Origin of the sequence: Neorhizobium sp. BT27B, from assembly GCF_050455485.1 — a bacterium.
In the GTDB taxonomy this organism is placed as follows: Bacteria; Pseudomonadota; Alphaproteobacteria; order Rhizobiales; family Rhizobiaceae; genus Neorhizobium.
Genome location: NZ_JBCIYT010000004.1, coordinates 409,349 through 423,861 on the forward strand (window position 1 = coordinate 409,349; position 14,513 = coordinate 423,861).

The 14,513-nt window shown below is 61.3% G+C and carries 10 protein-coding genes; 9 read left to right on the forward strand and 1 reads right to left on the reverse strand.

Annotation, left to right across the window (positions count from 1 at the left end):
* The first annotated feature begins 52 nt into the window (after window positions 1-52).
* From AAIH70_RS13670 to fhuB, 3 genes are read left to right on the forward strand one after another with little or no spacing between them, the layout of a single operon-like run.
* The gene (locus AAIH70_RS13670) at window positions 53-2,185 is read left to right on the forward strand and encodes a TonB-dependent siderophore receptor (protein ID WP_430034366.1); all 2,133 of its coding nucleotides are present in this window, start codon (window positions 53-55) and stop codon (window positions 2,183-2,185) included.
* A 7-nt stretch (window positions 2,186-2,192) separates the two neighbouring features.
* Window positions 2,193-3,101 (forward strand): ABC transporter substrate-binding protein, encoded by a 909-nt coding sequence (locus tag AAIH70_RS13675; protein ID WP_430034368.1) that lies wholly within the window; start codon window positions 2,193-2,195, stop codon window positions 3,099-3,101.
* Window positions 3,098-5,065: a Fe(3+)-hydroxamate ABC transporter permease FhuB gene (gene fhuB, locus AAIH70_RS13680; RefSeq protein WP_132274815.1), complete on the forward strand. Its 1,968-nt coding sequence runs from the start codon at window positions 3,098-3,100 to the stop codon at window positions 5,063-5,065. The genes AAIH70_RS13675 and fhuB overlap by 4 nt, the downstream gene beginning before the upstream one ends.
* Before the next feature lie 119 nt (window positions 5,066-5,184).
* On the opposite strand, the gene AAIH70_RS13685 is transcribed toward fhuB, so the two are convergent.
* Window positions 5,185-6,240 carry a LacI family DNA-binding transcriptional regulator gene (locus tag AAIH70_RS13685; RefSeq protein ID WP_132274812.1) on the reverse strand — a complete coding sequence of 352 codons (1,056 nt, stop codon included), beginning with the start codon at window positions 6,238-6,240 and terminating at the stop codon, window positions 5,185-5,187.
* Window positions 6,241-6,381: 141 nt separating this feature from the next.
* Between AAIH70_RS13685 and AAIH70_RS13690 the strand changes: the two genes are divergently transcribed.
* The 6 genes from AAIH70_RS13690 (at window position 6,382) to AAIH70_RS13715 (ending at window position 14,511) form a co-directional block, all read left to right on the forward strand.
* A complete protein-coding gene (locus AAIH70_RS13690) occupies window positions 6,382-7,476 on the forward strand; it encodes a glycoside hydrolase family 88/105 protein (RefSeq protein WP_430034371.1) in 1,095 nt (364 codons plus the stop codon).
* Window positions 7,473-8,309 carry a 5-dehydro-4-deoxy-D-glucuronate isomerase gene (kduI, locus tag AAIH70_RS13695; RefSeq protein ID WP_132274808.1) on the forward strand — a complete coding sequence of 279 codons (837 nt, stop codon included), beginning with the start codon at window positions 7,473-7,475 and terminating at the stop codon, window positions 8,307-8,309. Before AAIH70_RS13690 ends, kduI begins: the two co-directional genes overlap by 4 nt.
* Before the next feature lie 14 nt (window positions 8,310-8,323).
* Window positions 8,324-10,804: a hypothetical protein gene (locus tag AAIH70_RS13700; protein ID WP_132274805.1), complete on the forward strand. Its 2,481-nt coding sequence runs from the start codon at window positions 8,324-8,326 to the stop codon at window positions 10,802-10,804.
* Window positions 10,805-10,855: 51 nt separating this feature from the next.
* The gene (locus tag AAIH70_RS13705; protein ID WP_132274803.1) at window positions 10,856-12,124 is read left to right on the forward strand and encodes an ABC transporter substrate-binding protein; all 1,269 of its coding nucleotides are present in this window, start codon (window positions 10,856-10,858) and stop codon (window positions 12,122-12,124) included.
* 330 nt (window positions 12,125-12,454) lie between these two features.
* Window positions 12,455-13,459: a carbohydrate ABC transporter permease gene (locus tag AAIH70_RS13710; protein WP_132274797.1), complete on the forward strand. Its 1,005-nt coding sequence runs from the start codon at window positions 12,455-12,457 to the stop codon at window positions 13,457-13,459.
* A complete protein-coding gene (locus tag AAIH70_RS13715) occupies window positions 13,459-14,511 on the forward strand; it encodes a carbohydrate ABC transporter permease (RefSeq protein WP_132274795.1) in 1,053 nt (350 codons plus the stop codon). The genes AAIH70_RS13710 and AAIH70_RS13715 overlap by 1 nt, the downstream gene beginning before the upstream one ends.
* Window positions 14,512-14,513 lie beyond the last annotated feature (2 nt).

Consider the following 14,513-nt stretch of genomic DNA (forward strand, 5'->3'; position numbering starts at 1 on the left):
ATTGATGATCCGGGCGCGATGGCGCATGCGGACGAATTTGCGGGGGCGCATAATGATCTTGTCGAAAACCCATCTGATGCTCGCAGCGTCCGTCGCATTCACCGGCTGTATCGGTGCCGGTCATGCGCTTGCGCAGGATGCTGCCGAAAGCACAACGCTTGCCCCGATCGTGGTCACCGGAAATGCTGCGGAAGATCCGAAAGGCCCGGTCAAAGGTTATGTCGCCAAGTCCAGTTCCACGGCATCCAAGACCGGCACGCCGCTGATCGAGACGCAGCAGTCTGTTTCGGTGGTCACCAGCGACCAGATCAAGGCCCAGAACGCCCAGACGCTGGGCGAAGTGCTGGGGTATACGCCCGGTGTTGTCGCTCAGCCCTTTGGTGCCGATCCGCGTTTCGATTCTCCGATCATCCGTGGTTTCGATGGGCGTCAGGCGCAGTTCCTAAATGGTCTGCGGATGATGCGCACGGCCGGCGCGCCGGCCTTCGAAGTTTATGGGCTGGAACGCGTCGAGGTGCTGCGCGGCCCGGCCTCTGTCATGTATGGTCAGGGCAACCCCGGCGGCATGATCAACCAGATCAGCAAGCGCCCGACTTTCGAGAGTTTTGGAGAAGTTGGCGCCCAGGCTGGCAGTTACGACTATTACGGTGGTTTTTTCGATTTCGGCGGCGCAGTGACGGAAGGATCGGATTTCGCCTATCGCCTGACCGGACTTGCAAAAAATGCCGGCGCCCAGACCGACAATCTCAATAATGATCGCTTTTTCATAGCGCCGGCGCTCACATGGCAGCCTGATGAAGATACCAAGCTCACCATCCTGACCAGCGTCCAGCGCGATAACCCCAGCACGCCGTCCGGCCTGCCGCCGCAGCTGACATTGAATGCCACCAGCTACAAGCTGCCGCGCGATTTCTATGTCGGCGATCCGAGTTTCGACGATTCGAAGCGCACCATGATCAATCTCGGATACGAGCTGGAAAAGCGCCTCAACGAGACCTGGACCTTCCGCCAGAACCTTCGCTACATGGATTTCGACTGGGATTACACGTCGCTCGGCATGTCGACCGCTGGTCTGGCTGCAGACGGCCGCACACTGCGCCGCAACGCCACCTTCCAGAACGAAGCCCTGAGCACGTTCAACGTCGACAACAATTTCGAGGCGGACTTTGCCACCGGTGCTGTCGATCACAAGCTGCTTGTCGGTCTCGACTACCGCTATTTCGACAACAATGTCCGCACGCAGTTCTGGCAGGCAACGACGCTCGATATGGTTTCACCGGTTTACGGAGGGCCGATCAATCTGATCTCGCGCACGATCGACACGACGGTGGACAGTCAGCTCTGGCAGGCGGGGCTCTATCTGCAGGATGAGCTGGCTTATGAAAACTGGCGCGCCACGCTTGGTCTGCGTCATGACTGGTCGGGCACATCCGGCACGTCAACCAGCGGCATTACCGGCATTGCGCGCTCGCTCGACCAGACCGACCAGAAACTGACCGGCCGCGCCGGCCTCAGCTATCTCTTCGACAACGGCATTGCGCCTTACATCAGTTATGCCACCTCGTTCGAACCGGTTGCCGGTGCAAACAGCCTCGGCGACCCCCTGAAACCGACATCCGGTGAACAGGTCGAGGCCGGGATCAAATACCAGCCGACCAACTGGAATGGTTTTTTCGCGGCGTCCGTCTATGACCTGACGCAGCAGAATGTTTCGCGCACCATCAATGGCGTGATTTCGCAGATCGGCGAGGTCAAGGTTCGCGGCATCGAGCTCGAAGGTGTCGTCGGTCTGGCGGCAGGTCTCGATCTGCGTGCGGCCTACACCTATACCGACACGGAAATCGGTTCCGGTGCCGACAATGGCAAGCGTGTCGAAAACGTGCCGGAGCATGCGGCCAGCCTGTGGGTCAATTACACTTTCCAGGAAGACAGTGCGCTTGACGGTCTGGGAATCGGCGGCGGCGTGCGGTATGTCGGGCAACGTTACGGCAATAGTGCCAACACCTATAATCTCGATCCGGTGACGCTGGTGGATGCCGCCATCAGCTACAGCAATAACGGTTACAAGGCTTCGTTCAACGTGCAGAATATTGCCGACGAAAACTATGTGGCCAGCTGCAGCTCGTTCGGTTGCTATTATGGTGATGGCCGCACATTCATGGGGAAAGTTTCCTATAGCTGGTAAGCCCATTTTGCAGCAGTCCCGATCGATTTCGATCCGGCGCCGGGAACTCGTTCTCGGCGCCGCTCTGACGTTTCTGTCTGCCGGTCGGGTGAGCGCTGCAGAAAGCAACCCGCCGCCTCAGCGCATTGCTGCCGTCGATTGGGCGATGCTGGAAACCTCGGTCGCTTTGGGCGTCATGCCGGTGGCCGCCACCGAACTGATCCAGTTTCGAGAGGATGCCGTCGAGCCTTTCATTCCGGATGACGTGATCGATCTTGGCCTGCGCGGTGCCGTCAATTTTGAGCTTCTGCATCTGGTCAAGCCGGACCTCATCCTGATCTCGCCTTTCTACGCACGGCAAGAAGCGACACTCGCTGCCATCGCGCCGACGCTGTCGTTGCCGTTTTATATCAAGGGCGAACCACCCTTCGGAAAGGCGCTGGCCGCAGTAAAGGCACTGGGTGAAAAACTCGGAAGAACGGAACAGGCTACCCGCGTAACAAGCGATATTCTCGGCACGCTGGATGCCATGCGGCAATCCGTTTACCGTTTTGCCGAGCGTCCCACCTATCTCGTCAATATGGGCGATGCGCGTCATGTCCGCATTTTTGGCACCGACAGCATGTTCGGTGATGTCCTGTCGCGGCTCGGTCTGCGCAATGCTTGGAACGACCGTTCCCGCTTCACCTTTGCAGCGCCGGTGCCGATCGAAAAGCTTGCGGAGGAAAAGGATGCCCGCATCGTCATCATCTCCGATATCCCCGTGCAGTCACGCCGGGATCTGCGCAACAGCATGATCTGGAACACGCTGGAGCCGGTGCGCGAAGGCCGTGTCCTGCAACTGGCCAATATCGGTCCTTATGGTGGTGTGACGGCCGGGATGCGGTTTGCCCGGCTGTTTACGCAGGCCCTGCTGGCGCAGGATGACGGCCGATGAAGCATTGTATCTGGCTGGTTCCACTGGCCGCCCTCCTGGTTGCCATTGCCCTTTTTGTGCATGAAGCCTCGCTGGTGGTCGAAACCGGTGCCTGGGGCGATGCCATCTTCTCGACCGCGTCTCCCTCCATGGATCAGGTCATTCTGCTTTACGGCACCTTTCCACGCGCGGGTGTGGCGCTGGCTGCCGGTGCCGCACTCGGCCTGTCCGGCGCGCTTTTGCAGCAATTGCTGCGCAACCCGATTGCCGATCCGTCAACGCTCGGCATTTCTGCCGGTGCCCAGCTTGCCATCGTTGTCGCCACGCTGTTCTTTCCGGAATTTCTCGATGGTAACCGCACATTCGTCGCGTTGTTCGGCGCCGGTGCGGCTGCGGCCATCGTGTTCGCTCTCGCATGGCGCCGTGCTTTCGAGCCGGTAACCATGGTCGTCTCCGGCCTTCTGGTCGGCGTCACCGCTGCCGCCTTTTCAGCCGCACTGACACTGGCGCAGGGCGAGTACCTGATGTCGCTCGTCACCTGGAATGGCGGCTCGCTCAGCCAGCAGGACTGGTCGGTGTTCCAGTCGCTGTCGATCGAGCTGGTCATGGCCGCCATTCTGTCGGCCCTGCTGCTGCGCCCGTTGCTTTTGCTCGGTCTGGGCGATGCCGGTGCGCGTGCGCTGGGCGTCAATCTCGCCGGCATCCGGTTTGCGGTGGCCGCACTCGCAACCGCTCTGGCGGGTTTCGTTGCCGCAGGCGTCGGGCTGATCAGTTTTGTCGGCCTTGCCGCCCCGGCTTTGGTGCGTGGTATCGGTGTCCGGCGGCCGGCCATGGTCGTGACGCTTTCACCTTTTGCCGGCGGGCTTCTCCTTTTCCTGTGCGACGGGATTGTTCAATATGTTGCCAGCAGTGCCGGCGAAACCTTTCCGACCGGGGCCGTAACGGCGCTGATTGGTGGCCCGCTTCTGCTGTGGCTGCTGCCACGCGTGCGAACCATGGAACTGCACGAACGGTCGGCGCTGATCGTCAAGCCGACCGCATTGCGGCGCGGCCTGCCGGTTTTTGCACTTGCCGCCATTGTCGTCATCGTTCTGGCGCTGGCGGTTGCCCGCAACGGCGTCCACTGGGTCATGCTGGATGTGCACCAGATCGCCGATCTGGCGCCCCTGCGCTGGCCGCGCCTGCTCGCCTCGGCGGCTGCCGGCGGGCTTCTGGCGCTCACCGGCGCCGTCCTGCAACGCATGACCGGCAATGCCATGGCAAGCCCGGAAGTGATCGGTGTCAGCGGCGGAGCGGGGCTGGGTTTTGCCGCAGCGCTGACCTTCTGGCCGATGGGCGGCGCGCTGACGCAATTGGGTGGTGCGGGGGCTGGCGCTCTCATCGTCATGGCGCTGGTGCTTGGTTTCGCCAGCCGTCGTCATCTTCCGGCCGACAAGCTGCTGCTCGCCGGCATCGCCATTGGTTCGCTGTCCTCGTCCGTGCTTGCCGCCCTGATGGCGATCGGTGACCAGCGCTCCTGGCAAATCCTTGCCTGGCTCGGCGGCTCGGCCTCGACCGCCACCAGCACGACCGCCATTCTTCTGGCCGCCATCGCGGCGGTCGGGCTTGCCGTCTCGCTGTTCTTCACGCGTTGGCTTTCGGTGCTGCCGCTTGGCGCGCCGGTTGCCCGTTCGCTGGGCATGTCGGTGCCGGTCAGCCGCGTTGTGCTGCTGCTGATCTGCGGCATTGCCACCGGAGCTGCTTCGCTTCTCGTCGGCCCGTTGAGCTTCGTCGGCCTGATCGCGCCGCATATCGCGCTGCGCGCCGGTTTCGTGCGGTCAGGCGATCATATGGCCGCCTCGTTCCTGCTCGGTGCGGTGGTGATGGCCTTTGCCGATTTCGGCGCGCGCACCGCCACTTTCCCTTACGAACTTCCGCTTGGCCTTTTCGCGGCCATGGTCGGAGCGCCCTATCTCATCTGGCTGGTGGCGCGGGGCGAGCGATAGCGATTTTTGCCGCTGGCAGCCGCTCGGGAATGATCGGCAGAGTCTCCGCCCTTGGCGATCCGAGGGTTTCAAACCTCCGCGTTGCTATACCAATTGCGGGAGATTTGCAGGCTGAGCACCTATTCCATCACTGCCGGTGCCGAGACCGAGCGCCGGTGCACCACATGGCAGGCAAGCTCGATGCGGCGTGACAGAGCCGGCACACCGGAACAGAGATCGCGCAGCAGGTCGACCGCCGTCATGCCGATTTCGCGCATCGGGATATGCACCGTCGTCAGCGGCGGATTGAGGAAGGCGGCCTGCGGCAGGTCGTCCATGCCCATGACCGAAACATCCTCCGGCACGCTGTAACCGGCCTGTTGCACGGCCAGCATCGCGCCGGCCGCAAGGCTGTCGCCCGCGGCCAGGATGGCGGTGAAATCGAGGCCTTTTTTGGCGATGCGCTCCGCAATTGCCTGTGTCGCCAGTTCCGGCAGCCAGTCGTCGACGGTGACGGTCATATCCTGTGTGACGGCAATGCCGCGATGGCGCAGTGCATCCCAAAAACCTTCCTGACGGCGTTCGATCGTGCGGCGGCCGGGGCGCATGAGGAAAAGGATGCGGCGGTGGCCGAGATCGAGCAGGCGGTCGGTTGCCAGTTGCGCCGCCGAGCGGTTGCAGGGGGTGACGCTCGAGAGCCGCATATGCGGATCGTCGCCATTGATCAGCACAACCGGCTTGTCGAAGGCGCGGGTGGCGGCCAGCATGCGTTCGTCATCCACCGTCAGGAACAGCAGGCCCGTCACGTCGGGATCGCTGCCCGCCTCGTCCAGAACCGAACGTTCGTCGCTGGCATCGGCAATCGGCCGGGTGATGATGTCGAGGCCAAGGATCTGCGCCCGGTCTCGCGCGCCTTCCAGGACATGCAGGGTGAACTGGTTGCGCACGTAATCGATCATTGCGGCACTCGAGGCGGCGATGACAATCTTCTTTCCGGGAACGGGCGCCGGCATCGGGTAACTGGCGTCTTTTGCCGCCTCCAGAATGCGCTGGCGGATATCGTCGCGTACGCCCTTTTCGCCGGTCAATGCGCGCGATACCGTGCTCAGGGACACCCCGACTTTTTCGGCAATATCCTCGAGCCGGACACGCCGGCTTTTCCTGCCGCGCTTATTGGGAATTGCTGCGTCCGCCATCGACCATCTCCGGTAATCGTCACCAGACTGCAAAAAATTTTCAGATTGCGCAATTATAAATCCGGTGTTTACATCCATCCGCCGCTTGGGAGAAGCGGATTGGAGGACCACTTTCGAAAGAATGTGGAAGGAGGATGGAGCATGGGCCTTTCGGGCCGGCATATCCGTGAAAAACTCGATCTTCTCGTAGTCGGCATGACCGGTCTGCGTGATGACGGTCGGTTTCACGAACCCAATCTCGACGGCTCGGCCGGCGATTACATTTCCTTCGACAGCTGGGAATGGCCGCAGGGTGTCGGCCTTTATGGCCTGATCCGCCTGTGGCTGTTTACCGGTCGCGATGATCTGAAGACGTTGATCGAGAACTGGTATTCCGCGCGCATCGAGGCGGGCCTTCCAAAGCTCAACGTCAATACCACCGCTCCGATGCTGGGCCTTTCGGTTCTGTGGCGCGAAACCCGCGATCCGCGCTGGCAGCCGGTGCTGGATGAATGGGCGAACCGGGCCATCACCGAAATGGGCCGCACGCGGGAAGGGGCCTTTGCGCATCACGTCTCCGACAAGGTCAATGACGACGAGCTCTGGGACGACACGCTTTATATGGTGGCCCTGTTCCTGGCGTCTTACGGTCAGGCCAGCGGCCGCACCGAACTGGTCGATGAAGCGGTCAAACAGTTTCTCGTCCATACCCGTTATCTAGCCGACAGGAAGACCGGCCTTTGGTTTCACGGCTGGACCTTTCAGGGGCACCACAATTTTGCAGAGGCGCGCTGGGCGCGCGGCAATGCCTGGATCACTGCCGGCCTGCTCGACCTTTTCGATCTGGCCGACATCCCGGCAGCGGTGAAGGAGTTTTTGACCGGTGTTCTGGTGGCGCAGGTGGATACGCTTCTGACATCGCAAACCGCATCCGGCGCATGGCGCACGCTGCTGGACGATCCAACCGCCTACGAGGAAATTTCCGCCACGGCTGGTTTCGGGTATGGCCTGCTCAAAGGCCATCGACTGGGGCTTGGTACGCCGGAATGGCGGCCATCCGGTCTGAGGGCCGTCGAGGCGCTGCTTGCCAATATCGATGATACCGGCACCGTGCTGAACGTGTCCTACGGCACCCGCATGGGCCACGATCTGCAGTTCTACCGCGACATTCCGATCCAGCCGACCGGTTACGGTCAGGCGCTGGCGATCCTGTGCCTGTCCGAGGCGCTACGCCATGTCGAAGGAGAGGTTTCATGACGATGAAGGTTCTGTATGGCGCCGGCCCGGATGACATCAGAACGTTCGATACGGCGCGGCTGCGCAAGGAATTTCTGGTCGAGGACCTTTTTCAGCCGGGTGCGGTGGGTTTTACCTATACCCATGTCGACCGTCTGATCCTCGGCGGCGCGGTGCCGCTCGATGCGACGCTGACATTCGGCTCGGGCAAGGATATCGGCACGCCCTATCTTCTGTCCGCGCGCGAAATGGGTGTCGCCAATCTGGGCGGCAGCGGCACGATCACCGTGGATCGCCAAAAATTCGAGCTGGAAAACCGCGACATTCTGTATATCGGCCGGGGTGCGCAGGAGATTTCGCTCGCCAGCCATTCGGCGGAAAAGCCGGCGCGTTTCTACATGAATTCGGTTCCGGCCGGGGCCGATATCCCGCATCGGCTGATCAGCAAAGCGGAATCGAAACCGCTCGATCTTGGCGAAGCAAAACGCTCCAACAAGCGGAATTTGCGGATGTACATCCACCCGCAGGTGGCACCCTCCTGCCTGCTTCTGATGGGCATTACCGATCTGGCCGAAGGCAGCGTCTGGAACACCATGCCGCCGCATCTGCATGAGCGGCGCATGGAGGCCTACTGCTATTTCGATCTCGCGCCGGAAGAGCGTGTCATCCACCTGATGGGGCGGCCGGAAGAAACCCGGCATCTGCTGGTCAAGGATCTCGATGCGGTTCTGTCGCCGGCCTGGTCCATCCACATGGGCGCGGGCACGGATGGCTACGCCTTTGTCTGGGGCATGACCGGCGAAAACCAGGAATATAACGACGTGGCCCCGGTGGCCTTAAGCGAACTCAGATAAGGCGGCAGGCGAAGATGAACCCGGAGCAGAACTGGATGCGCAAGACATTGAAGCCGGGCGATGCCGTGCGCTACTGGCAGCTTGGCCGCATCGCCGAGGAACGTTTCGATGTGCCCGACGCGCCGATGAAGGGCGAGATGGATCCGTTCTTCTTCCTTACCAAGGTCAAGAACTTCATTCCGCACGAATATCCCTGCCGCACCATTTTTGCCGAGACCTGTCGCGGCAAAAGGCCGGATGTGCGCGGCGAATTCGAAGCCTCGCGCTGGTGGCTGCCTTTCGGTTCGCCCCGGCTCGATCTTTCCGGTTTCTGGTTCCGCCCGACGCGGCTGGCCACATGGACGCGCACCTATGTCGAGGCGGAGACGGCGGGTACGGCAAAGATCCGGCTCGGCACCTGCGGCGGCGCGGTTCTGTGGCTGAACGGTGCGGAAGTGGGCTGGATGGCGCCCTATAGCCGCAATCTCGAAGCCAAACAGGAGTTCGAACTGGAGCTGACCGCCGGCCTGAACGAGATCGTGCTGTTCTTCGATGATCTTGCCGAGCGTGATGCCCGTTATTTCTACCAGTTCGATTATCTCTCCGGCCCCGCCGCCAATGTCGCGCTGCCGGTTCCGGTGGCGGGTGCCGTGGCGGACAGTCTGGAAGAGGCGCTGGACGGCATGCACCTCGACCGCCAGCATTATTTCGGCGGCGATATCACCGTGCTGTTTGCCAAGGCCTTGCCGGTTGAGGCGAAGGTTAATGTCGCCATCGAAGGCGATTTCATGTCGCGCGAACGCTTCGATTATGATTTCGAGCTTCCGGCCGGTGTGGCCAGCCTTAATGTCGGGCCATCGGAAAAGGCGCCCGCGGATTTCCGCCATCTGCGCGTGACGCTGAATGCCGGTGGTTTTGTCGCCTCGCGGTCGGTCGGCGTGGAAATCTGCCATGCGGCGCGTCAGGGTGACGCCTCTTCTTCGCTGGCTGAGCGCATCACCGACACGCTGACCGAAGTGTCCGATTATTCCGAACGCGATACGGTGCGCGCCTTTGCCCGGCTGGCCAGCGGCCGTGGTGGCGCTGACACCGATGCGATGATCGAGGAAATCCTGCCGTCGATCGAGGATTGCCACGACTGCGCCGATTTCTCGCTCGTTCCGCTGATCTGGTCACGCACGACTTGGGGCGGGGACATCAACGAGAAGACGCGGGCTCGCATCGATGCCGCCATCCTCAACTATCGGTACTGGATGGATGAGCCGGGCAATGATGTGCAGTGGTATTTTTCGGAAAACCACGCGCTGCTGTTCCACACCTCGGCTTATCTCGCCGGCCATCTTCTCCCCGAAGCCACGTTCGTGCGTTCCGGCCGCAAGGGTTCGGAACAGGCGAAGGTCGGTGCGGACCGGGTGCGGGCATGGCTCGACCATTTCGAACACTGGGAAATGGCGGAGTTCAATTCGGCACCCTATTTCCCGATCGATCTGAAGGGCCTGACGGCGCTGGCGGCACTGTCTCCGGACAAGGATATCGCCGAGCGCGCCAAAACCGGGATCGTGCGGCTTGCGGAAATCATCGCCCGTTCGGCGCATCACGGCATGGTGACGGCGGCGCAGGGGCGTTCTTACGAACATACGCTGTGCGCCGGTCGTTCGCTGGAGCTTTCGGCGGTTTCCCGCCTGCTGTGGGGCAAGGGCTTTTACGGTCGTCGCGTGCATTGCCTGCCGCAGATGGCTGTCTGCCTGCGCGACCATGGCCTGGTCATCCCGCAAGAGTTTGCTGCAATCGCCGATCATCAGGGCGATCAGCATCAGGAATGGCGGTTTGCGCAGGGCGAAAACGCGTTCGCTGCGCTCTATCACTACAAGGGCAAAAACTTCGCCATGGGCTCGACGGTGCATTACCGCTGGGACGAATGGGGTTATCAGGAAACCGTTCTTCACCTGCGCATCGGGCAAAAGCCGGAGGCGGCGATCTGGATCAACCATCCGGGCGAGACGATCCAGTTCGGTTACGGGCGTCCATCCTATTGGGGCGGTTGCGGCACCATTCCGCGCGTGCAGCAATATCGCGGCCTCGCGGTCCTTGAGTTCACCACCTATGAGGAACAGCCGGACTTTACCCATGCCTGGTTCCCGAAGGCCGAGTTCGATGAAAGCCGGGTTTCGGGAAGTCTGGCACTTGCCCGTTCGGGTGAGGGGGCTGTGCTTTTGCGCGCAGGTTCCGATCTTCACGCAACAGAAGATGGCCCTTCGGCCGGGGCCGAATTGCGGCAATACGGCCAGAAGACCCGCTGGATCGTGCGTGTCTGCGAGGCCGGTGATCTGACTTCGTTGGAAAGCCGCTTTGGTGATCTGGCCGCCGAACACGGGCCGGATGGCATCATCATTGTCGAGGACCCGGAATATGGTAGCGTTCGCTTCCGGGCCGATGGGTCCGTGGAGGCTGAAGGCCGCGTGATAACGCGGACGGATTACAGCGTGAGGGGCGAAGCAATCTTGCTTGGCGTCTAGTCGTCACCGGACGGGTTGGGAGGCCTTGTCCACAAAGGGAGGAAAATGCGCATGAAGACCAAATCGCTTGTGGCGGGCCTTGCGCTCGCGCTTCTCACCTCGACGGCGGCCCATGCCGGCGATGTGCGGATCATGTGGTATTCCGATGGCGTCGAAGGCGAGGTGATGAAAGACCTTGTCGGGCGTTTCATGAAGGAAACCCCCGGCATCAACGTCATTCTCGACAATGTCGCCTATAGCGTCATCAAGGAACAGCTGCCGGTGCAGCTGGAAGCCGGCAACGGCCCCGATATCGCCCGCGTCACCGCCATCAAGGAACTGTCGAAGCACTGGCTGGACCTGCGCCCGCTGGTGAAGGACGCCAAATACTGGGACGACAATTTTGGTCTGCAGGCAGACTGGATGCGGCCTGACGGTTCCAAGCAGATTTCCGGCTTCATGACGCAGATCACCCTGACCGGCGGTTATGCCAACAAGACCCTGTTCGATCAGGCCGGCGTGCCGATCCCCGGTCCGAAGGCGACATGGGAAGACTGGGCAGCCGCCTCGAAGAAGGTGCAGGAAAGCCAGCTGGTGCCGTTCGCCATGGCGATCGACCGTTCCGGCCACCGCATCACCGCGCCGCTTCTCTCTTATGGCGCCAATTATATCGGCGCCGACGGCAAGCCGGCGCCGCTCGACAAGGGTGCCAAGGATTATCTCACCAAATTTGTCGGCTGGGCCGAAGACGGCACCGTCAGCAAGGATGTCTGGGTGTCGGCGGCCGGCAGCACCTATCGTGCCGCGGCCGATGATTTCATCAACGGCCAGCTCGCCTTCTATTATTCCGGTTCCTGGCAGGTGGCGAACCTTGCCACCAAGATTGGCAACAATTTTGACTGGGTCGCGGTTGGCAGCCCCTGCGGCCCGGCCGCCTGCACCGGCATGCCGGGTGGCGCGGCGCTTGTCGCGGTGAAATACACCAAGAACCCGAAGGACGTTGCCACCGTCATGGACTGGTTCGCGCAGGAAAAGATCGTCAAGGAATTTTCCGAACGCACGCTGTTCCTGCCCGGCCACAAGGGCGTGGTCGACAAGGGCGGCCTCGATTTCAAGTCGGACAATGCACAGGCCAAGACTGCGCTCAATGTGTTCGTGGATGCCACCAAGACGACATCCGAAGCCGCGCTGAAACTGCCGGGCTGGCGCTGGTCGGACACCGTTTATGCGGCGATCGTGACGCGTATCGGCCAGACGCTGGCCGGTGAATTGAAGATCGATGATGCGTTTGCGCGGATCGATGCGGATATTGCCCAGAAGGTGAAGGACGCGGGCAAGTAATTTGTGTTGAAGTTGAGGCGCTGCGCCCAGCCGATCTTTCCGCGGGCTGAGGGCCTTTGCAGATGGAGGTGAGGCGGTGCCTCTTGCTCCCTTCGATCTCCCCCCTTGAGGGGGAGATGTCACGAGAGTGACAGAGGGGGGTAAACAACGGTGCGGCAGATGGATTGAAAGCGGCATTTGTGCCGGAAACACCCCCCTCTGTCCTGCCGGACATCTCCCCCTCAAGGGGGGAGATCGGCTGGGCGCACTGTTCCGGCTTCATATGCCCTCCCGTCTTGGAGATGGCGAAACGATAAAATTCGACGGCAATGGAGGAGAAGACACGAGACCATGACCACACCATCTCTCTCCAGCCTCCTGATGGCGCCCGTCAACGCTGTCATGCGCATCATCGACGTGCCGCTGCGCCGCCTGCAAAAGGCCACCGGCATCGGCGGCATGGCGACCTTCTTCCTCGCGCCGAACATGCTGATCTTCGGCATCTTCGTGCTGCTGCCGCTCGTCATCAACTTCGTCTACTCGATGACCGGCGGCACCGCCTTTTTCCTGTCCGAGCGCGATTTCATCGGCGGCGAACAATATTCCCGGCTGTTTCAATGCCAGAACTATCTCGATCCGATGTCCTGCCAGGAAGATGCCTTCTGGACCGCCGTCGGCAACACGTTCTGGTTCGTGGTGCTGCAGGTCTCGCTGATGATCCTGACGGCGCTGATCACGGCGCTGATCCTCAATCGTGAACTGGCTGCGCGTTCCTTCTGGCGTGCCGTGTTCTTCTTTCCTGTGCTGCTGTCACCGGTCGTTGTCGGCCTGATCTGGAAATGGATCCTGCAACGGCAGGGCCTCTTGAATTTCGGCCTCTACCAGTTCGGCATGGACCCCTATACGTGGCTGACCGACCGCAACTGGACCTTTGCCGCCACGATCGGGGTGTCGCTCTGGGCGCATATGGGCTTTTACGCGCTGATCATTCTGGCCGGGCTTCAGGCGATCCCGAAAGATCTTTACGAGGCGGCCGAGATGGATGGCACCAAGCCGGCGCGCGTCTTCTGGCGCATCACCCTGCCGCTTCTGGCACCGAACCTTCTGGTCGTCGTGGTGCTGGCGCTGATCAAGTCCGTGCAGGTGTTCGACGAGATCTACGTGCTGACCGGCGGCGGGCCGGGCACCAGCACGCTGTTCCTGACGCAATATATCTATGAAACCGGCTTTGCTTCCGCATTGCGCAATCCGGGTCTGGCGGCTGCCGCCTCGATCCTGATGGGTGGCGTACTGGTCGTGCTGACGCTGATCCAGCTCGGCATCGGCAAACGCGGTGAAAACAAGGGGAAACGCTGATGGGTAAGGTTGCGCGTTTCATCCTGCGCCGAAAAGGCGGCAAGGGCTGGCACTGGACCGATATCTTTACCTGGGTCTGGCTGGTCGGCGGGTTGATCATCATGTTCGGCCCGGCCGTCTGGCTGGTGTTTTCCTCGCTGAAGACCCCGGCGGCGCTGGCGGAATTCCCGCCATCGATCCTGCCCTATGTCACCAGTCAGGCGACCGTCGAAGGCTATGACAAGCCGCTGATGCTGTACGACGCCAAAATGCCGGACGGTTCGACGCGGGTTCTCGCCGAAGTCCGCCGTATCGGGCTGGTGGCGCAGATGGTCGATCCCAAGGCGCCGGCCGAGATCGTCAAGGTCAATATCAACGACCGCACCCCAGTGCGCACCATGTCGTTTGCCACGGAGAACTATACCGAACCCTTCGTGCATTTCGATTTCCTGCGCTATCTCTGGAACTCGGTTTTCGTGACGGTGGTGGCAACGGTGATCACGTTGGTGGTCAATTCCATGGCGGCATTCGCGCTGTCGAAATACGAGTTCAAGGGGCGTTCGCTTGCCATGCTCGTCATCCTCGCAACACTGATGGTGCCGCTCTCGGTGATCATGGTACCGCTTTATTCGATCATCTCGACGCTCGGCCTGTTCAACAGTCTCTGGGGTGTGATCCTGCCGACGGTGGCGACGCCGACCGGTGTCTTCATCCTGCGGCAATACATGCTGACCATTCCCGACGAGCTTATCGACGCGGCGCGCATGGACAAGGCGTCGGAATGGCAGATCTACTGGCGTATCGTGCTGCCTTTGACGGCCCCGGCGCTGGCGGTGCTGGCGATCTTTTCGGTCGTCTGGCGCTGGAACGATTTTCTGTGGCCGCTGATCGTGCTGTCGCGGCGTGAGCTTTACACGTTGCAGGTGGGGCTGAGCATCTATTCCGGCGAACTCAATGTGCAGTGGCACTTCATTCTGGCGATGACCGTCGTCACCATGATCCCGGTCGTGCTGGTCTTCATCTTCCTGCAGCGTTTCATCACCACCGGCATTGCCGGCACCGGCTTGAAATAGGA